Source organism: Rhodovibrio salinarum DSM 9154 (genome assembly GCF_000515255.1).
GTDB classification, from domain to species: domain Bacteria; phylum Pseudomonadota; class Alphaproteobacteria; order Kiloniellales; family Rhodovibrionaceae; genus Rhodovibrio; species Rhodovibrio salinarum.
Map to the genome: position 1 here is coordinate 897,186 of NZ_KI911559.1, position 19,266 is coordinate 916,451.

The window sequence follows — 19,266 nt, forward strand, 5'->3', positions numbered from 1 at the left end:
GTTTGGTGGCCGCCGCTAACTGCCCGGACGGGAGGCGTCGCTGCCGTGTCGCAGCTCTTCAAACACCTGGCGCGCTTGGTCGCCATAGTCGTTCCAGCCGCCGATGCTGGCGACCCGCGCTTGGGCGGCCTGGCTCATGCGCTGGCGCAGATCCGGCGAGTCGGCCAGTCGCTGCAGGCGTTCGGCCAGGACGTCCGAGTCCCCTGGCCGGACCACGAAACCTTCGCACCCATCGGTAAACAGATCGCTCGCGCCGCTGTGCGTGCTGCCGATCACCGGCGTTCCGCAGGCAAGTGCTTCCGATTGCACCTTCGCGAACCCGTCCTCGATGCTGGGCAAGACCAAGACGTGGCTTTGGCTCATGAGCCGTGGGATATCGCGTAGCTGTACATGACCGGTCACCGTGATCTGGCCGGAGGCTTGAGCGGCGTGAACCATGTCGCGGAGTTCCGGCGCAAGCCGGCCGACCAGTGTCAGGTGCTTGTTCGCGACCTGAATGCGTTGAAAAGCATCCAACAGATAGGGAATACCTTTGCGCAGACAAATCTGACCGACATAGAGCACGTTGAACTGCTGCGGGTCCGGATCGCCGGTCTTGCGAAAGCGGGTGAGGTCGACCCCGTAGGGGATTTTCTTGACCTTCTCGGCCGCGATGCCCTGGTCGATGTATGTCTGGCGCGCGAATTCCGAGGGGACGGTGATCAGGTCGGCTTGGGCGTATTCCTGTTCTTCCTTGTCGAGAACCCGCGTGTCGGTCTTGGGAACGGGGACGCCCCATTTCTCGTACTCGGTGCGCAGCAGGGTGCGTTGGGTGCGGATGTGACAGGAGCCGCGGTGGCAGACGTACTTGCCGCCGCGTGCTTGAACGGTCTTGCCCGCGCGGAGTCCCTGGCCGGACTGGCCGATCAGGATGTCGCAGTCGCCGACGATCCGGCTCGCGTACCAGTCGATGGCCTGCTGCGCCCACCAGGTCAGTTCGCGCTTCACGCGGCCTTCCGTGATGCCCACCCGCGTCGCCGCGCTCCGTAGCAGCGTGACCCATGGAAAGCTGGCGATACGATCCTCGGGAATCCCCTCGTCGCGCAGCTTCCAGCGAGGGTAGCTGGTGATCAGTGTCTCCAGCATCCCGTGGCGGTGCATCTGTCTTGCCAGGTCGAACTGGTTGAAGCGTCCCATCGTGACCTGAACGATCCGGCACGGCGTGCGTCTATTCACCCGTCACCCCTTTGGCACCGTGGTCTCGGAGCGGTCGGCGGCGTCCTCGCTGTCTTGTCCGCGCTGCGCCTGTCGATCCCATGAGCCCAGAACCTCCAGGAAACGGGTTGCGAAGGCGTCTTTGGAGTAGAGCGCCTGGTACCGCTCGCGCCGGCGGCGTTGTGTTGCACCGTCTTGTGCCCGGCGCGACGGGTCGGTCAAACACCGGGCGAACGCGTCGACGTCGCCGACGGGCACCGTTTCTCCAAGATCGTCCAGGATTTCCCGGGCCCCGCCGACATCGAAAGCGACACACGAGCGGCCGACCGCCAGGGCTTCCTGAAGGACCTTTGGGAAGGGGTCGTCGCGGCTTGTCAGCAGAACCGCCTCCGCCTCGGACATGACCGTAAGCGGATCGTCCATGAAGCCGGCGAAGGTGACATTCTGGTCGAGTTGTCGTTCCTGAACCCGGGCCTTGAGGTGCTCTTCGGAATAGGGTGCGTCGGTGAACGCGCCGATCCAGACAAAACGGCTTTCCGGCCGCTCGGCCGCAACCTTCTGCGCGATGTCTAGGAAGAGGTCGACGCCCTTGCGCGGTTGCAAGCGGCCCACGGCCACGAACAGGCCGGGCTTCGGCGCGCTTTCATAGGGATGGGCGAGGGCGCGCTCGGAATTCGAGCAGTTATTGAGCAGGGAAACGGAGTCTTTCGACACGCCGTAGCGGTCTACCAGAATGTTGCATCCGTGCTGACACACCTGGAAGTGGTGAACGGATCGGTTCCTTAAGGCCTGGCGGACCAGGTATGTCTTGACCCATTTCCAGGCGGAAAGCCGCTGCGGAACCTGGCGGGCCGCATCGATGCCCCATTCGGTCTCGTGCCAATAGACTGCGAGCTGCTTGCGCAGGATTATGCCCAGGAGATACCAGCCCGGACCGAAGCCGGTGCGCAGCGCGGCCGCCCCGTCGAAGACGATGCGCCGGCAGAACAGTATTCGCCTGGTGTCTTTGATCTTATAGGTGAAGCAAAAAGACAGTTTAACGTTCTGTTCCCGCAAGATCGGTGCGGCGAACCAGAAGCTGGTCAGGGTGCCCCGCCCAGGCTGACATTCCGTGACGACGGCGATCTCGGTCGAGGGCGCGCTCATCGGGAGATCCTGTTCAGGGGCCAATACTTGCGCGCGCGGCGGAGCGCGGCCCGCGGAGCCATCGCGACACCGACGAGCCAGAGCGGCCAGCCCCAGGTGTGGCTCAAACTGATCACCACGGCCAGCCGGTCTTCGAGCAGGTCGGCGCGGCGCATGCGTGCGCCGAACTCGTTCAGGAAGCAGAGCTTGCCGAGGGCAAGCGTCGCCCGGTCGGTGAGCTGGGTCCCCGCGTGTTCGCGCTTCAGGCTGTGGGCGTCCGGGCACACGCGAATTTGGTGGCCGGCCGTGGCCAGCTCGATCGCGAAGGCCCGGTCTTCACCGGTCAGCATCCGGGTCGGGAACCCCTGCACGGCCCAGAACGCCGTTGTCCGAACGATCATGTTGCTGCCCCGGTAGCCAAGCCGCGTCCAACGCGGAAATTGGCCGTCGTGGTTCGGGGCGATGGGCCGCTCCGTCTCCGTGCCTGAGTCGGCGAGGCGCTGTGGGGCGGCCACCAGATCGCTGTCGGTTTCCTCAAGACAGGCGAGCATGCGCGCCAGGTAGTCTTCCGGCCAGAGGTCATCGTCGTCCAGGAAGGCGAGCGTGTCGCAGCCAGCGATCCAGGCGCCCCAATTGCGGGCAAAGCTCGCCCCAGAGCGCGGCGGAATCCGTTCGAACCGCACCTTGTCATAGGTGGCGGTGACTGCCTCTGGAAGCGGCAAGACCCCGTTGTCGACCACGATCACTTGATCGGCGGGCCGGGTTTGTCCCTGCACGGATGCAAGAGCTTCGGCCAACATGTGCGGCCGGTCGCAGGTCGGGATGATCACACTTACGCTTGTCATACGCGTCCACGGCCCGTCGCGGGGTCAAAGAAACACCAACAAGGGGCAGGAAAAAGGACGGCTGCCGCGGTCACCACACCGCGCCGGCTGATCGATCGGTCGCAACGACCGCGGTTGCCCCCGCCACCCCGGCCCGTCACTCGATAAAGGGATCAGGTGGGACTTGTACAGGTATTTCCTATCCTTGTGAGGTTACCCCTATGGCCGTTGGTTGTTTCGACAAAACGTTGGACGGTCCGGTGTAAAAGAGGTATCGCGAGACGGCCTTGCCGCGAGCGCCCGTTGAGGTGGTTGTGCGCTGGGCGCTGTTTTGTGGGGCGGTCCGGTGTGCGGGGCATCGGAGTGCGGGGCAAGGACCTGACTTGATGGAAATGCGACACGTGCGTGTGGGACTTGCGCTTTTCGCTGTGACGGTCGTGCTGGCGGGGTGCGGCGTCCACGAAGGCATGAAGGCCGACGGGAGCGGTGTGGCGCCCGAGTGGACCCAGGTGGGCGACGACGATGGCGACGGCGTCTTGAACCCGCGCGATGCGTGCCCGGGCACTCCTGAGGGGGTCAGGGTCGACGCCGTCGGCTGCGCACTGGACAGCGACAACGACGGGGTGCGGGACACCCGCGACGACTGCCCGGACACACCGGAAGGTGCCGAGGTCAACGATCGTGGCTGTCCACTGGACACCGATGGCGATGGCGTCGCAAACGCCCGCGATGCCTGTGCGCACACGCCGCCCGGCGTGCGGGTCGACGCGCAGGGGTGCAGTCTGGAGCAGGGGCTCAACGACCTGCCGCCGGTGTTCTTCAATACCAACAAGGCGTCGATCCGGCCGGAAAGCTACCGGATCCTGCGCGATGTCGCCGACCGGCTTGCCGAACGCCCCGGGGTGCGCGTGCGCGTGATCGGACACACCGACAACCGGAACACGGCCGCCTACAACATGGACCTATCCCAACGTCGGGCGAAGGCCGTGGTCAGCTTCCTGATCGAGCGGGGCATCGATCCCGATCGCCTGGTTGCCGTCGGGCGCGGCGAAAGCGAGCCGATCGCCAGCAACGACACCGAGGCTGGTATGGCACGGAACCGCCGCGTGGAATACGAGGTGATCGGGCGTTAGGGAAAGGCCCTGACGCGCCGGCTTGGTAAGACGGATCTCAGGCTGAAGCCTCAAGCCAGGCCAAGGGCGATCGGTTCCACGAGTTCGCCGACATTGGGCTCGATCCCCCAGCCATCGCTCGCATGCAGATTCCAGCTGTGCCGCGAGCCGGTCTGCTGGGCGATATGATCGCGCAGGCGGTGGATCATCGTTTCCGTGTCTTCGGCCAGACAATAGCGCTGGATCAGGTGATAGAAGCCGTAGTTCGGGTCGTAGCGTTCGATCGTCACCTGATTGACCGGCGTCACCGTGCCGGCTTCCTTGAACATCGCGCTATTCTGCTGGAAGAGGGTGTCGGGCACCCAAAGGCACATGCTGAGGTCGCGGATGGTCATGCCGTGCTTGTGGGTCATCACGTACTCCCACAGCCGGAACGCCTCCAACTCGACAAAGCGCCAGCGGCCCTCGCCGTCCGGATTGATCATCCAGCAGCGCACCAGCTTGCGTTTCTCTTCCAGGTTGCGTTCATTCGGCATGCCGCCGCCGACCCTTTTGTTTGCGATGTCTCGCGCGTTTCTTGATAAGTCCTACGATGCACGCATGTTCCCGGCCGTGTACACGCCTGACTGGTAGGCTACTCGGATTTCCGCGTGGATACAGGTTCCTCGCTTGGAAGGGCGCCCCCTATTCACCGCGGTGCCTGGCTTCTGTGCCCGCGTGCGTCCAGTCGGTCCAGCCGACGTTCTTGCCTGGATTGCTCGGCACAGGGGCCGGAAATTCGGTGACGTAGTAGTAGTTGATGACGTGCGGCTGCCAGGTGTCGTCGCCCCGTGCCGGGTAGTCGGCGGTCTCGTTCAGCCAGTCGAAGGCGCGCCGCAGCGCTTGGTTCTCCCAGGTCCAGACGTCGTAGCCTGCACGGTCCAGGATGATGGCCTGCGCGAGCGCGCCCTGCAGGGCCGAATAGACGTAGTTTTCCTTGGGCGGCGGCCATCTGAACCCGCCGCTCCGGCGCTGATCGTCTGGCAACACCCCGTCGATCGTGTGGCCTTGCTTGGTCGCGCCCGCCGGGTTGATCCCCACTGGATGCTCCGGATCGGCCTGCCAGTCGCGGGCTTTGAAGGTGAAGCCGGCGTAGGCGTCCCGGTCGCCCAGCCAGCCTTTGAAGACACGGGCCGTGCGGGCGAGTTCCGCCGCGTCCCCGAGGTAGGCCGCGATTGCCGCGCGTGTGGCGCCGGCATAGGTGCCCCAGTTGTTCGGCCGGTCCTCGTGGGTGGAGCGTAGCGTCTTGCCCGACGGAAATTCCCTGGACAGCATATCGCGCAGGAAGGTGCGGAACTGTTTGTCCTTGTCCGCTGGCATGCCGACCAGATTGGCGGCCAGCACGTAGGCCATCAGTTCCTTGCCGAGTGCCAGCGTCCGGCCGCCGCGCTGCGTCCCGATCGCCAGCATGCAGGCGTTGATCACCGTACCGCGGTAGCTTTCCTGTCCGGTGCGGGCGTAGACCAGCGCCTTGGCCAGAACGTGGACATTGGTCGGATCGTTCTGATCGGACAAATCCGGCGGCATCAGCGGCTCGGCTGCCGCGGCCTGCAGGTTCTCCCATGCCGGTCCTTCGGTCGGCAGCTCGCGCAGGCGCTCTTTGGATATCCAGATATAGGCCTTGGGGATGTCGACGCCTTGGGGCAGCCGTGTCTTCGGCAGGATGACCGTGTCGCCCTCGCCCGAGTCGGATGCCATTGCTTGGCCCGGAGGCGCATCGGCGCCCTGCGCGCGCTCAGGGGACGCGTCCGCGGCGGGGGGCGTGTCCTGCTGTTCGGGTCCCTGCAGCATCTCCTTCGGCATCAGGGAGACCACTGCCAGAAGGGCCAGGAGGGCGACCAGAACAATGGTCCGCACGAACGTGCCGGGCATCGAGAGCACTCTCACCTTCTTCAAAGAATATACAGTCTAGGCCCGGATCGATGCGCCGGCCCCGGCTTTTCGGTGTGTGTATGGCGCAAGAACTTGCGGAAAATTCGGTGCAGACCCGTTCTACTGGGCCAGATCGCCGATGTCTTCGTCGTCTTCCTGTTTGGGGAGGTGCGTCGATCGCTCGGGGGACGGGGCGTTCGGGTCGGTCGGTTCCGCCACCTGCTCCTGCAGGACGGCCAGGAAGGCGTGCGCCTCGGCCTCCGGCAGCAGTAGTTGACCGGCGGCCTGCGGTTCGCCGTTGGCGTCGGTCCGGGACAACGCGATGCGCAACACCCCGCTACGTCGCGCAACGCTGTGGATCCCATCGGCGAAAAGCGTGGTCATGTCGCCAGCTCCTGTCAGTTTGTCCCCCTCTCGTTGCACGCAATCGACCGAAGCCGCGCCCGCCCGCGCAAGTGTCGCCGCGCGCCGCTAGAGCGTCAACGCGTGGCGGACCTCCGGTCCAAGCGATACGCTCTTGGTCGCCCGGTCGCTTGATCCATCGGAAGGGGGCGACAGCGGGCGGCTAGGCTGCTAGGGAGCGGGCGGTCCCGCAAACCGCGCTTGGGAGGTTGCCCCGGACATGAGCTTGCGCGCGCGCATCTGGCTGGTCATCGCCCTGGTCTTCCTGGGCGGCCTGTATCTCCTGTCCAGCATCCTGTTCCCGTTCGTGTTGGGGATGGTGATCGCCTACATGCTGGACCCGCTGTGCGACCGGCTGGAGGCACGCGGCTTTTCGCGCAACGGCGCGACGGCGCTGGTGGTCGGTGTGTTTGCGCTGGTGGTCGTCGTGGTCTTGGCGGTGGCGATCCCGCTGGTGTGGTCGCAGACGATCGATCTGATCGACCGGGCACCGGAGTTGCGTGACCGTGCGGCGCAGTTGATCCAGCCGCTGTGGGCGGACCTCGAACCGTACTTGACCCCGGAAGTCCGCCAGCGGATCGAGCAGGCGGCGGCGACCTATGCCGGCACGGCGGCGGGGTGGATCGGCTCGGGCGTGCAGGCGGTCTTCTCCGGCTCGCTCGCGGCTTTCGATATCCTGTCCACCCTACTGATCACGCCGTTGGTCGCCTTCTACCTGATCCGCGATTGGGACCGGTTGGTGGCCGCAGTCGACCGGCGCATCCCGCGCCCGGCGGTGGAGATCGTGCGCGCCCGTGCGCGCGAGATCGATGCGACACTGGCCGCCTGGATGCGCGGCGTGGCGATGGTGGCGTTGATCCTGGGCGTGTTCTACGCCGTCAGCCTGACCGCGCTCGGCCTATCCTACGGTCTGTTGATCGGTTTGTTCGCGGGCGCGATCTCGTTCATTCCGTTTGTCGGGGCGATCCTGGGCGGCGCGCTTGGACTGATCTCGGCGGTGTTCACCTTCGCCGAGCCATGGATGTGGCTGGTGACGGTCGCGATTTTCGCGCTCGGCCAGGTCGCGGAAGGTAACTTCCTGACCCCACGGCTGGTCGGGCGGAACGTCGAGCTGCACGAGCTTTGGGTAATCTTCGCCCTGATGGCCGGAGGCACGCTGTTCGGTTTCACGGGCGTGCTGCTTGCGATTCCGGTCACCGCCTCGATCGGTGTGCTAGTGCGTGCGACCGACGACTACTATTTGCAAAGCCATCTGTACGATCCGGCACACGCTTCGGAAGCGGATCCGGCAACCGGCGACGATTAAGCAGCCGCGCCGCCGCCCTTGACCAGCGCCACCCCGGCAATGATCAGCACGAAGCCGGCGATCTTGGGCAGGCTGACACTTTCCCCGAACACAGCCGCGCCGACGATCGCCACGCCGATGATGCCCAGACCGGACCACAGCGCGTAGACGAAGCCGACCGGCAGGGTCTTGAGGCTGAGGGCCAGCAGGTAGAACGCCCCCGCGTAGCCCGCCACGACGATGGCGGCGGGGCCGAGCTTCGTCATGCCATCGGACAGCTTGAGCGCACTGGTCGCCGTCACTTCGCACAAGATGGCGAGGGCTAGAAGGGCATAGGTCAGGGTCGCGCTCATCGGCGGTTCGCCTCCTTGAATCCACGCCACGCCGTTCCGGACGGTGTCCGGTCGACGGCGTGGCGGTACTAAGAACTATACCGGCCAGACGGTATAGTCAAGCCGTGCAACGGACGCTGGGCTCCGTGTGACCACAGCTTCGCTTGTGATTGTGGTTCGAGGCGGGAATCAAGTCGCCGTGCCTTGCGTTAGGGGCATGACGGTCCCGGCAAAAATAGTGTCTATGCAAAACCCCCAAATAGCCTCACATACTGTCCGACTGAATGGCGCCCGCGTGGTGCGGGGGCAGGCCGTTTCCCCGACGGCCATATCTTGGGAGGTTGCCGCGATGACCGTGACCTGCGCCTTGAAAATCAATGACCGTGGCCCGGCGAACCAGATTGTCCTGACGGCCCCTGACGGGCGGTCCCTGGTTGCCCCGGCCGGCGAGTATCGGGTTGCGTTCGAGCCCGAGACGCAGTCGCTCGAATTCGTCGATGGCGACGTGCGGTTCCGCATGCCACGGGACCTCGCCGAGCATTATCACGCCTTGCATCTGATCTCCGGCCGCATTCCGAACGACAACCTGCAGCCGTAGTGCGCCAGGGCGCGGTGTTACCGGCTTGCCTTGACGGTTTCCATATCCCTCGGGCCCCAGTGCCCGTCTAGGACATCTGATCGATGTCTGCCCACCTCGCCCAGGCTCCTGGCTGCCTCGTCGCGATCGGTGGCGCGGAGGATAAAACCTCCGCGCGCGCCGTGCTCCGACATGTTCTCAAGCTAACCGGCGTTTTGGACCCGACCGTCGCGGTACTGGCCACCGCCAGTCAGATCCCGGAGCTCGTGCTCCCGATGTACCACGAGGCTTTCCGTGGTCTTGGGGTGCAGAGAGTTCACACGTTGGACGTACGCACCCGTCACGCGGCCAACGCGCCCGCCGCAGTGGCCCAGGTCGAGGCGGCGGACGTGATCTTCATGACCGGTGGTGACCAACTCCGGCTGACCTACGTTCTGGGCGGCACCACGCTTTTGGACGCCATCCGCCGCCGGCATGCGGCGGGCGCCGTCATTGCCGGGACCAGCGCCGGCGCGGCGGCGATGTCGCGCACCATGATCTACGATGGCGACGCGGCGGCCAGCATGCACAAGGGCAACGTAAAGATGACCAGCGGCCTGGGCTTCGTGCGGGGGGTCGTGATCGACAGTCACTTCGTGCAGTGCGGGCGTTTCACCCGGTTGATGGAGGTCGGCGCCGCCAACCCGGAACGGCTGGGCCTCGGCCTGGGGGAGGACACGGCCGTGGTGGTTCACCCCGACCGGGTCCTGGAGGCGGTCGGGACCGGTCACGTCATCGTCGTCGACAGTTGGTCGATTGATCATTCCAACGTCGCCGAGATCGCGCAGGGCGATGCCATTACCGTCTCCAACGTGACGGTGCACGCGTTGACGGCGGGTCTGGGCTTCGACATGGAAACGCGTCGGGTGCTGCCACCCGACATGCTGTTGGCCCGCACGGCACCGCTGTTCGCGCTGCCTGAGCCGGCGGTGCTTGAAGCCGGCGCTTGGCGGATGTAGCGCCTATGCCCGTTGGCCGACCGAGCGTTCCAGGGCCGGGAAGTACCAGCCGAGCGTCAGGGCGCGGGTGGCCATGAAGATCATCAGGGCTGCCCAGAGCCCGTGGTTATCGAACAGCGGAATCAGGGTCCAGCAGGCGACGAAGTAGACCGCCAGCGACATCAGCATGGCGTTGCGCATCGCTGTGGTGCGCGTGGCGCCGATGAAGATGCCATCCAGCATGAACGGCCAAACCGAGACGAGCGGACTCAGGACCATCCAGGGCAGGTAGGTGGCGGCCGCTTCCCGTACTTCCGCGAGGTCGGTGAACAGCCGCACGATGCCGGGCCCGCCAAGCGCGAAGATGAGCGCGGCGCTCCCGGCCAAGGCCAGGGCGGAGAAGGTGGCTGAGCGGCAGGCATGACGGAAGGCGGGGCGATCTTTCGCGCCGATCGCGTTGCCGGCCAGGATTTCCGCGGCGTGAGCGAAGCCGTCCAGACCGAACGAAAGGAACTGCTGCAATTGCATCAGGATGGCGTTGGCGGCCAGGCGCGTTTCGCCCATTTCCGCACCCTTGGCGGTGAAATAGGCGAACGCGAAGATCACGGAAAGGGTGCGCAGGAAGATATCGCGGTTGACCCGGAAGAGCGCGATCAGTCGCGTCCGGTCGGCGATTCGCTCCCAGGACCAGCGCCCGCCCTCGCGCCGCAGCAGCATGCCGCAGATCGTGAGGCCGAGAATGGCGGCGAAGATCTCCGCGATCAGGCTGGCCGCGGCGACCCCTGCGATCGTCCAGCCCAGACCCAGGACGAAGACTAGGTCGAGCAGCACGTTTGTGCCGTTGAGGGCGATCTGCAGGACGAGCGCCGTCCGCGCGCGCTGGGTTCCCAGGAGCCAGCCCAACACGGCGTAGTTGGTGAGGGCGAAGGGAGCCGACCAGATGCGGATCGCATAGTACGTGCCGGCAAAGCTCTCGACCTTCGGGCTGCTCTCCACCAGTTGGAAGGCGACCCAGCCAATCGGAACCTGCAAGGCGATCAGCAGCGTGCCCAATATGCCCGCCAGCAGCAGGGGCCGGCCCAGCGTTGCACGGAGCTCGTCGCGTTGGCCGGCGCCGAACGCCTGGGCAGCGAAGCCGGTCGTGCCCATGCGCAGGAAGCCAAACCCCCAGTATAGGAAGGAAAACACCATCGCGCCGACCGCCACCGCGCCAAGATAGGCGGCATCCGGCAGATGCCCCATCACCGCCGTGTCGACCGCGCCCAAAAGCGGCGTCGACAGGTTGGAGAGAATGATCGGTACGGCCAGCCGCCAGACGCTGCGGGTCGGCTGATCCAGGTGTACGCGCTCACTCATGCTGGAGGGTCGGAGCTGATCATCAGGAGGCGGGTTCTAACCCGGCTGACACGTCGGGGCTAGAGGTTGGCCCGCTTGTGGTCAGCGTGCGGCACGGCAGTGAGGGAGTGCCGCGTTGCGGCCAGTCCACCCTACACAACGGGCCGGCTCGTGCTTTCAGCGCGGTCGAGCAGCCAGGCAGCGAGCGACTCGCGGTTGGGCGTCGATCCCGCGTCGTCGCGGGCCAGGGCGGTGAGGGTCGACAGCATTTCCCGGTCGCGTTCCGACAGTTCGGCTGCGGGCCAGGCATCCGGATAGGTTTCGCTCGCGTGCACGAAGCCGCGCACCCAGGTGCGAAGGCCGGCGTCGTTGGTTTCGCGGACGCTTTCGCGCACGTCTTCGGGCGTTTCCAGGCATTCCAGCAGCCCGTCGTGGCGCTGCAGGGCGAGGTTGGCGAGCCGTTTGGCCGCCGGGCGGTCGCGGGCGAGGTCAGGGCCGTAGACCAGATGGCTGATCCAGCTCTCCGGCGGTATCGGGCGCGGGGCGAGTTCGACGGCCGCAAGATAGCCGTCGAGCCATTCCGGGTCGGCTTCACCGCCGGCCCGACGCAGCAGGTCTTCCAGCTCCCCCGGGGCGGCCGGCGGACCGCCGCCGTCGACCGGCAAGGCAAAACCATCGTCCGCCTCCGTTTCCTCGCGGACCGCCACGATGCTGGCATCGACCACCTGCCCGAAGATCGGCAATTCGGCCGGATCGTGCCCGTCGAGCAGGGCACGGCCGGCGTCGGCGAAGCCGGACCAGTCAGCGCCCGCGTCCTGCAGCAGCAGGGCCGCACGCAGCATCACCTCCGCCCACTCAGCCGAGTCCCGGCGGATGGCAGCCCAGATCGCCGCGCGCAGAGCCGCGTCTGCCGCATCCGCATCCACTTCCCGCATGCGGTCCCAGCCGACAGTCCAGGTGGCGATCATCGGGTGGCGCTGCGGCCAGTGCGCGCTGTCGGCGATCGCGTCGGCTGGGGGCTGATGGCCGAGCCGATGGCCATCGGGATCCAGTCGGGTAAGCCAGGCGCGTCCGGACACGGCGTCCGCGTGCAGCTCAGCCAGCCCCGTTGCCGCCGCCGCATCCGCCCAGCCGTCGGCGGGTGTGTCTTCGGCGAGGGCGGTGGCGAGCAGGGTCCGTGCCGTCGCTGGCGAGATGTCGAAGGCGCCGATGTCCTCACTCTGGCGCAGGATCGCGGCCGCCTCGTTGCGGTCGTGACAGTGCGCAAGGTCGACGTCGGTGAGCCCGGCACCACGTTTGAGCAGGACGAGTGCCACGACCGGCTTGTTGGTCGGGCCGGCAACCAGAATCACGCTCTGGGCGCCGTCACCGTCGGGCAGGCTGGCCAGCGCTCGGCGCAGGCGGGGGCGGCTGGTGGGGCGTCCAGACTTCGGGGGGCGGGCCTTGGCCATGGCGGCTCGCAAGTGGACGGTGGACTGGGGGGATGCCGGGACGAAAAACGCCGCCGGCCTCGTGTCGAGCCCGGCGGCGTCTGTCTCGATAACGCCCGAAGGCGGTGCCGTGACCTCTAGTGGAGGTTCTTGCGCACGCCCTCGATCGTGCTGTCGACCAGCTGCTTTTGATGCGTGTCCGACATGTTGTCGCGCAGCAGTTGCTCGGTGGCACGTACGGCGATGTCGGCGGCGCGGTTACGCACCTCGGCGAGCGCCTGCGCCTCGGCCTGCTCGATCTTCTCCATGGTCAGGCGTTCGCGACGCTTGATCTGCTCTTCGAGGTCGCGCTCGGCACGCTCGCGCATGCGCTTGGCCTCGGTCTTGGCGTGCTGGAGAATCTCGTCCGCCTCGCGCTGCGCCTCGCGCTGCTTCTTCTTGTAATCGGCGAGCTGGCGCTGGGCTTCCTCGCGCAGCTTCTCCGCCTCGTCGATGTCTTTGCGGATCTTTTGGCCGCGGGCGTCGAGGGTGCGCAGGATCGGGCGCAGGCCATAGTAGCCGACGATCGCGACGAAGATGAAGAAGGCGATGGCGACCCAGAATGTCGTGCTCTGCAGCATCAGGCCTGGCCTCCTTCCTGGGATTGCTTCATCGCGTTCTTCACGGCGGCGTCAGCCTTCTCCTTGGCGATCTTATCGCCGAGGAGCTTGGCGCTGGCTTGCTGCGCCACGTCGCCGGCGACCGACTGCAGATTGTCGAGCGCCTGCTGCTTGGCGCTGTCGATCCGCTGCTCGGCATCGGCGATCTTCTGGTCCAGCTCCTGGGTGAAGGCGTCGTGCCGCTCGCGCTGTTCCTTGTCCAGCTGGTCGCTGGTTTCCTTCATCGTCTTCTGAGCCTGCTGCCGGGCTTCAGCCAGCTGTTGCTCATAGGACTGGTAGACTTCCTCGGCCTCTTGGCGGAGCTTTTCCGCCTTGGCGAGGTCGTCCTCGATCTTGTCCTGCCGCTCCTCCATGATCTGCGCCATGCGCGGCAGGGCGACGCGACTCATGATGAGGTAGAGGCCCACGAAGGCCACGATCAGCCAGAAAATCTGGCTCGCGAACCATTCCGGGTTGAACTGAGGCATCGCCTAACCCCTGTAACTCCTGACACGTGGGCCGATCGCGACCGTCTGCCCGGTCCCGCAAATTCCGCCCCGCGTGCGGCGGCCGAACGGGCAGGCCGTCCGGCGGTGGTGGCTGTTCGTCGCCTGGGACCCGGAGCGCGGACCCCGTAGTTTACCACGCGGCAGTCTACCACGCGCGGCAGGGGGCCGCGGGCGCTGAATGTGCCGGCGCGGCCCCCTGGGACGTCCATGCGTGACGACCGACCATCGTGCTGTGTGGCTATCCGCCGGAGCCGTGGTCCGACGGCTGTCACACGTGCATCGAGGGTTTTAGAACGCGAAGAGCACGATCAGCGCGACGATCAGGGCGTACAGCGCGATCGCTTCCGTCACGGCGAAGCCGATCCAGATGTTCGCGCCGATGTCGTTCTTGGCGGAGGGGTTGCGGGCGATCGCGTTGTAGTAGCTGGCCCAGACGTTGCCCACGCCGATACCCGCGCCGGTGACACCGATCGCGGCCAGGCCGGCACCGATCAACTTTGCAGCTTCGGTTTCCATTGTTTCGTCCTCACGCTTGGTTGCTTGGTCAGGTCAGCCGGCCGGACGGCGTATCGTGCCTTGGTGGTCTTCGAGGGCCGGCCGGGGGCGAAGGGTTTCGCCGGATCGCTGAGAAGAGGCATCCTCTGTCGAGCGGGCGCCCGGCTAGTGCATGTGCAGGGCGTCGTTCAGGTAGATGCAGCTCAGGATGGCGAAGACGTACGCCTGGAGGATCGCGATCAGCACCTCCAGCGCGGTGATTGCGACCAGCCCGGCCAGCGGGATTACGCCGGCCAGACCCAGCACGAACACGAAGCCGGCCAGCGTCTTCAAGAGCGCGTGGCCCACCAGCATGTTCGCGAACAGACGTAGCGCCAGCGACACCGGCCGCGACAGGTAGGAGATCAGTTCGATCAGCACCAGCAGCGGCAGCGACCAGGTCGGCGCGCCTTCCGGGGCGAAGAACTTCAGGAAGCCGATGCCGTGACGCACGAAGCCGATCACGGTGGTGCCCAGGAACACCACCGCGGCCAGTGAGAAGGTCACGACGATGTGGCTGGTGAAGGTGAAGGACCCGGGGATCAGGCCCTGCAGGTTACCGATCAGCAGGAAGCTGAACAGGCAGAACACGAACGGGAAGTACTGCCGGCCTTCCTTGCCCGCGCTGTCGCGGAGCATGTTGGCGACCGTCTCGTACAGCATCTCCGCCGCGGCCTGCCAGCGACCCGGTACGAGCGCACGCCCGCGGGTGGGCAGCATCATCAGGGCCGAGATGATCCCGACCGCAATGACCATCCACAGCGAGGAGTTGGTGAACGACAGGTTCAGATCGCCGATGTGGATCGGGACGATCGGCGACAGCTCGAACTGCTCCATCGGGTGCAGGTTGAAGCCGCCGCTGGCCCCAACGCCGTGCGCTTGCTCCGCCACGACTACCCCTCTCTCTCGTTGCCGCCGTGCCCCGGGCGGGTGGTGTTCGTGCGCGAACGCGTCGGCGGGGATTACCCGTCACGGTCCGCGCGCGTGTCCGTCTCGCGGCGCGCGCTTTGTGATTGCGCGGCCGCCTCGGCGCGTTCGCGTGCCTGCGCCGCATCGGCTTCCTTGGCCGTGCGGATCAGGTTCGTCATCCCCGCGCCCGCGCCCAGGATGAAGAAGGTGATCAACAACCAGGGCGCCGTGTTCAGCCAAGTGTCGAGGATCAGGCCGATCCCCACGCCCACCGCCAGGGCCGAGACCAGCTCGGTGGCGATGCGCAATCCCAGTCCCAGACCGCTCGTCGAGGCGAGCGAGGATTTCTGTCCTTGCTGGCGCGCGTGTTCCGCACGCCGCGCTGCGATCCGCTCGCCCAGCCCCTTCAGCGGAGACGGTTCGTCCGGGTCCGGCATCGCAAAGTCCCCCCAAAGGACGTGTGCGCGTCCGCCGTCTTGTCTCGAACCGCCGTCTGATTAAGAGGCCGGCGCGCGGCAGAAGTGCGGCGCCGCACAAGGCGCGGCGAAAATACGGGGCACCCCACCCCCTGTCAAGGCCCGCCGGGGCCAGTGTAAGGCCGTGGAAATCCTGGATTCATGCGGGTTTTGGCGGGAGCGGTCGGGCGCGCGGACCGGACTGTGGGCTATGCGCTTTCGCGCAGTTCCTCGGCGGCCTGCAGGTCGACGGAAACCAGTTGGGAGACGCCGCGTTCGCTCATGGTGACACCGAACAGGCGGTCCATGCGCGCCATCGTCATGCGGTGGTGAGTGATCACCAGGAAGCGGGTCTTGCCGCTTTTCGCCAGTTCCTCGACCAGGGTGCAGAAACGGTCGACGTTGGCATCGTCCAGCGGCGCGTCGACCTCGTCGAGCACGCAGATCGGCGCCGGGTTCACCAGAAAGACCGCAAACAGCAGGGCGAGTGCGGTCAACGCCTGCTCGCCGCCGGACAGGAGCGACATCACCTGCAGCTTCTTGCCTGGCGGGGAAGCGTAGATCTCCAGCCCGGCCTCCAGCGGGTCCTCCGTCTGGGTCAGGGACAGTTGCGCCTGGCCGCCTCCGAACAGACGGGTGAACAGATCGGTGAAGTGGCCGTTGACCTGCTCGAAGGCGGCCAGCAGCCGCTCCCGGCCCTCCTTGTTCAGGCTGGCGATGCCACTGCGCAGTCGGGCGATCGCGTTGGTCAGGTCCTCGCGCTCCGACTGCATGCCGTCGATGCGTTCCTGCAACTCCTGCTCTTCCTGCTCGGCACGCAGGTTCACCGGGCCGATGTTGTCGCGCTCCCGGGTCAGGCGTTGTAGCTGGCTTTCCACCTCGTCGCGCTCGGGCAGCTCGGCGCTTGGGTCCATCTCCGCGGCTTCCAGCGCACGGTCCGGGTGCAGGTGCAGGCGCTGCTCGATCCGCTCGACGATCTGGTCGTAGTTGGCCTGCGCCTGCTCAACCTGGCTTTCCGCGCGCACGCGCTGCTCGCGGGCCTCGCCCAACTGCTTCTCGGCGTCTTTGAGCGCACGGTCGGCTTCGGACTGCCGGCGTTCGCCCTGGGCCAGCGCGTCGGCGGCTGCCTGACGCTTCTGTTCGGCCGCCTCGATGCTGTCGGACAGGGCCTCGCGCTTTGCCCGCAGTTCCTCCGGCTTGGCGGCGAGCTGTTCCAGTTCCTGGGTCGCCTCGGTGCGGCGGGCCTCCAGGTCCTCCAGATGCTGGCGGCCGGCTTGGGCGCGCTCCTGCCAGCTCGCGACCTCGCGGTCGATCGCCTCCAGCCGCCGGGCGCGCTGGTCGGCCTCCCGGTCCAGCCGCTCGACCGCGCTTTGCTTCTGCGACAGCTCGCTGCGCGCCTCCGCCAGGGTGGCGCGCAGTTCGTTGACCTTCTGCCGGGCGTGCTGAACGTCGGGCAGTTCGGCCTTCTCCTGGCGTGCCTGGGTTAGTTGCTCCTCGACCTCGCTGATCTCGGTATCCTGCCGTTCCGCGCTTTCGCGCAGGGAGGCGAGGCGGCTTTCGGTCGCCGCTGCCGCCTTTTCCAGGCGCGCCTGTTCCTTGCGCGCGGTGTCCAGCTCGCGTTGCGCCTCGCCGACCGCCTGACGCGCGGCCTTCTCGTGTTCGGCTGCTTGCTGCGCGGCCTGCTTGGCGGCGTCGTAGGCTTCCTGCGCCTGGTCGAGCGCGTGCTGCTTGTCCGGCATTTCGCCGCGCAGCTCGCTCAAGCGGTTCTGCTGCTCCAGCCGCTGGGCGGCGGCGGTTGGCGCTTCGGCACCGGCGACGAAACCGTCCCAGCGCCACAGGTCCCCCTCCGAACTGACCAGCCGTTGGCCGGGCGCAAGCTTGGGCTGCAGCCGTGCCCCCTCGGTCCGGTCGGCGACCACGCCGACCTGCGACAGCCGCCGCCCCAGGCTGTGCGGGGCACGCACCACGTCCGACAGGGCGGTGACGCCGGCGGGCAGGGCGGGCGCGTCGTCGAGCGGCGGCAGTTCCAGCCAGTGCACGGGCGCATCGCCGTCCTCGGGAGCATCCAGATCGTCGCCCAGGGCCGCGCCCAGAGCGGCCTCGTAGCCCTTGCGCGCCCGGATCGAGTCGATCACCGGGGTCCAGCTGTCGGTGTCGCCGCGTTCGACCACGCCGGCCAGCGCGTCGATCTCCGCCTGCAACTTGTTCCGGGCGGCGTCGGCCGTCTGCAGCGCCTCGCGGGCCTCGCGCTCGCGCTCGCGCGCGGTCGACAGTGTCTGGTCGGCGGTTTCCGCTTCGGCCTGCGCGTCGGTCAGCGCCTGTTCCGCCTGTTCGACGCGTTGGCGCGCGCGCTCGGCTTCGTGGCCGTCGCCGCTGTCCTCGGCCGTGAGCTTGTCGATCTGCTGCTGCGTTTCGGTGCGCTGGCGCTTCAACTTGTCCAGCCGGCGGGCCAGCTCGTCGACCCGCTTGTCCAGGTTGCGGGCCTGCGCCTCGTCGGCGGCCACCTGCTGGTTCAGTTCGGACAGCTCGGAGTCGCGCTGCTGCGCGGTTTCCTGCGCCTGTTGGCGTTCGCGTTCGGCGGCGTCGCGGGCCTCCTGTTCGCCCGCGCTCGCCTGGCGCAGTTCGGTGCGTTCCTGCTCCAAGCGTGCGACGGCATTGTCGGCGTCGCGTGCCTGGTCCTCGGCCCGGCGCTTGTCGGCATCGGTCTGGTCGAGGCGGGCTTGGGCTTGCTTGCGGGTCTGTTCGACCTGCCGCTCTTCTTGTTCCAGCTGCTGCTTGGCAAGGCTTAGGCGCTGCAGCTCGGCCGACGCCTCGGCTTCCGCCTGACGCAGGTCGGGCAAGGCGTTCTGCGCCTCTGCCTGCTCGGTCGCCCGCTGGGAGGCGGCCTCGGTCAGTTCGGCGACCTTGTTCTCAGCCTGGTGCAGGCGCTCCTTTGCGCTGGCGAGGGCGTCCTTCGCCCGCAGATGGTCGAGGTGCAGCAGCAGCGCCTCGGTCCGGCGGATGCGTTCGGACAGGTTGCGGTAGCGCTTGGCCTGGCGGACCTGCTTTTGCAGCTGCTGCTGTTGCTGCTCCAGCGTCTGGATGACGTCGTCCAGCCGTTCCAGGTTGCTTTCCGCCGCCTTCAGGCGCAGTTCCGCCTCGTGCCGGCGAGAGTGCAGGCCGCTGATCCCGGCCGCCTCTTCGAGTAGGGAGCGGCGGTCGCTCGGCTTGGCGTTGATGATCGCGCCGATCCGCCCCTGACTGACCAGCGCGGTCGAGCCGGCGCCGGTTGCCTGGTCGGCGAACAGCAGTTGGACGTCGCGCGCCCGCGTCTCTTTGCCGTTGACGCGGTAGGTCGAGCCCTTCTCCCGTTCGATCCGGCGGACGATGTCGAGCTCGTCCAGGTCGTTGAACTGCGCAGGCGCGGTGCGGTCGGCGTTGTCCAGGTGGACCGCGACCTCGGCGATGTTGTGGGCCGGCCGGCGCTGCGAGCCGGCGAAGATGACGTCGTCCATCTCGCCGCCGCGCATGCGCTTGGCGGAGGTTTCCCCCATCACCCAGCGCAGCGCCTCGACGAGGTTGGACTTGCCGCAGCCGTTCGGGCCGACGATGCCGGTCATGCCGCGCTCGACCACCAGTTCCGTTGGGTCGACGAACGACTTGAACCCCTTCAGACGCAGGCGGTTGAACTGCATGACCGGCTCACGCCTCTGCCGTTGCGGCGGCGTCTGCCAGGCG

The 19,266-nt window shown here is 66.9% G+C and carries 19 protein-coding genes; 4 read left to right on the forward strand and 15 right to left on the reverse strand.

The genetic code is table 11. From position 1 onward, the window contains the following. Positions 1 to 15: 15 nt before the first annotated feature. Genes RHOSA_RS20340 through RHOSA_RS23985 form a run of 3 tightly spaced genes read right to left on the reverse strand, consistent with a single transcriptional unit; the run spans position 16 to position 3,164 of the window. Positions 16 to 1,215, reverse strand: a complete 1,200-nt coding sequence (locus RHOSA_RS20340) for a glycosyltransferase family 4 protein (RefSeq protein WP_156092536.1) — start codon at positions 1,213 to 1,215, stop codon at positions 16 to 18. Between the two features lie 3 nt (positions 1,216 to 1,218). Beyond that, the gene (locus RHOSA_RS23980) at positions 1,219 to 2,340 is read right to left on the reverse strand and encodes a glycosyltransferase family 4 protein (RefSeq protein ID WP_027287700.1); all 1,122 of its coding nucleotides are present in this window, start codon (positions 2,338 to 2,340) and stop codon (positions 1,219 to 1,221) included. Next, the gene (locus RHOSA_RS23985; protein WP_027287701.1) at positions 2,337 to 3,164 is read right to left on the reverse strand and encodes a glycosyltransferase family 2 protein; all 828 of its coding nucleotides are present in this window, start codon (positions 3,162 to 3,164) and stop codon (positions 2,337 to 2,339) included. Before RHOSA_RS23985 ends, RHOSA_RS23980 begins: the two co-directional genes overlap by 4 nt. Before the next feature lie 365 nt (positions 3,165 to 3,529). Here RHOSA_RS23985 and RHOSA_RS20355 point away from each other — a divergent pair, with 365 nt between their 5' ends. Beyond that, positions 3,530 to 4,276 (forward strand): OmpA family protein, encoded by a 747-nt coding sequence (locus tag RHOSA_RS20355; RefSeq protein ID WP_051431782.1) that lies wholly within the window; start codon positions 3,530 to 3,532, stop codon positions 4,274 to 4,276. Between the two features lie 50 nt (positions 4,277 to 4,326). Here the strand turns inward: RHOSA_RS20355 and RHOSA_RS0104225 are convergent, their stop codons facing one another. The 3 genes from RHOSA_RS0104225 to RHOSA_RS0104235 form a co-directional block, all read right to left on the reverse strand. After that, entirely contained in the window at positions 4,327 to 4,791 is a 465-nt protein-coding gene (locus tag RHOSA_RS0104225) for a hypothetical protein (protein WP_027287702.1), read from the reverse strand. Between the two features lie 148 nt (positions 4,792 to 4,939). Beyond that, positions 4,940 to 6,166: an alginate lyase family protein gene (locus tag RHOSA_RS20360; RefSeq protein ID WP_051431783.1), complete on the reverse strand. Its 1,227-nt coding sequence runs from the start codon at positions 6,164 to 6,166 to the stop codon at positions 4,940 to 4,942. 120 nt (positions 6,167 to 6,286) lie between these two features. Beyond that, entirely contained in the window at positions 6,287 to 6,550 is a 264-nt protein-coding gene (locus RHOSA_RS0104235; RefSeq protein WP_027287703.1) for a hypothetical protein, read from the reverse strand. 238 nt (positions 6,551 to 6,788) lie between these two features. On the opposite strand from RHOSA_RS0104235, the gene RHOSA_RS0104240 reads away from it, so the two are divergent. Further along, positions 6,789 to 7,874 (forward strand): AI-2E family transporter, encoded by a 1,086-nt coding sequence (locus RHOSA_RS0104240; protein ID WP_027287704.1) that lies wholly within the window; start codon positions 6,789 to 6,791, stop codon positions 7,872 to 7,874. Here RHOSA_RS0104240 and RHOSA_RS0104245 read toward each other — a convergent pair. Beyond that, entirely contained in the window at positions 7,871 to 8,206 is a 336-nt protein-coding gene (locus tag RHOSA_RS0104245; RefSeq protein ID WP_037255691.1) for a DMT family transporter, read from the reverse strand. The genes RHOSA_RS0104240 and RHOSA_RS0104245 overlap by 4 nt on opposite strands. Positions 8,207 to 8,534: 328 nt before the next feature. Between RHOSA_RS0104245 and RHOSA_RS0104250 the strand changes: the two genes are divergently transcribed. Together RHOSA_RS0104250 and RHOSA_RS20365 are read left to right on the forward strand one after the other, a co-directional pair. Beyond that, entirely contained in the window at positions 8,535 to 8,783 is a 249-nt protein-coding gene (locus RHOSA_RS0104250) for a hypothetical protein (protein WP_027287706.1), read from the forward strand. An 83-nt stretch (positions 8,784 to 8,866) separates the two neighbouring features. Beyond that, positions 8,867 to 9,760 carry a cyanophycinase gene (locus RHOSA_RS20365; RefSeq protein ID WP_081728454.1) on the forward strand — a complete coding sequence of 298 codons (894 nt, stop codon included), beginning with the start codon at positions 8,867 to 8,869 and terminating at the stop codon, positions 9,758 to 9,760. A 3-nt stretch (positions 9,761 to 9,763) separates the two neighbouring features. Here RHOSA_RS20365 and RHOSA_RS0104260 read toward each other — a convergent pair whose 3' ends face one another. The 8 genes from RHOSA_RS0104260 to smc all read right to left on the reverse strand — a co-directional run bounded on the left by RHOSA_RS0104260 (position 9,764) and on the right by smc (position 19,223). Further along, positions 9,764 to 11,095 (reverse strand): MATE family efflux transporter, encoded by a 1,332-nt coding sequence (locus RHOSA_RS0104260; RefSeq protein WP_027287707.1) that lies wholly within the window; start codon positions 11,093 to 11,095, stop codon positions 9,764 to 9,766. 131 nt (positions 11,096 to 11,226) lie between these two features. Further along, positions 11,227 to 12,525 (reverse strand): YecA/YgfB family protein, encoded by a 1,299-nt coding sequence (locus RHOSA_RS25005; protein WP_027287708.1) that lies wholly within the window; start codon positions 12,523 to 12,525, stop codon positions 11,227 to 11,229. Between the two features lie 116 nt (positions 12,526 to 12,641). Beyond that, positions 12,642 to 13,124: a F0F1 ATP synthase subunit B gene (gene atpF / locus RHOSA_RS0104270; protein ID WP_027287709.1), complete on the reverse strand. Its 483-nt coding sequence runs from the start codon at positions 13,122 to 13,124 to the stop codon at positions 12,642 to 12,644. Then, a complete protein-coding gene (locus tag RHOSA_RS20370; RefSeq protein WP_037255694.1) occupies positions 13,124 to 13,630 on the reverse strand; it encodes a F0F1 ATP synthase subunit B family protein in 507 nt (168 codons plus the stop codon). Before RHOSA_RS20370 ends, atpF begins: the two co-directional genes overlap by 1 nt. Before the next feature lie 309 nt (positions 13,631 to 13,939). Next, positions 13,940 to 14,167 carry a F0F1 ATP synthase subunit C gene (locus tag RHOSA_RS0104280; protein ID WP_027287710.1) on the reverse strand — a complete coding sequence of 76 codons (228 nt, stop codon included), beginning with the start codon at positions 14,165 to 14,167 and terminating at the stop codon, positions 13,940 to 13,942. A gap of 144 nt (positions 14,168 to 14,311) precedes the next feature. Continuing rightward, positions 14,312 to 15,031, reverse strand: coding sequence for a F0F1 ATP synthase subunit A (locus RHOSA_RS0104285; RefSeq protein ID WP_200372091.1), 720 nt, complete (start codon positions 15,029 to 15,031; stop codon positions 14,312 to 14,314). Positions 15,032 to 15,147: 116 nt separating this feature from the next. Next, positions 15,148 to 15,531, reverse strand: a complete 384-nt coding sequence (locus tag RHOSA_RS20375; RefSeq protein WP_051431784.1) for an AtpZ/AtpI family protein — start codon at positions 15,529 to 15,531, stop codon at positions 15,148 to 15,150. Between the two features lie 227 nt (positions 15,532 to 15,758). Continuing rightward, positions 15,759 to 19,223, reverse strand: coding sequence for a chromosome segregation protein SMC (gene smc / locus RHOSA_RS0104295; protein ID WP_027287712.1), 3,465 nt, complete (start codon positions 19,221 to 19,223; stop codon positions 15,759 to 15,761). Positions 19,224 to 19,266: the final 43 nt, after the last annotated feature.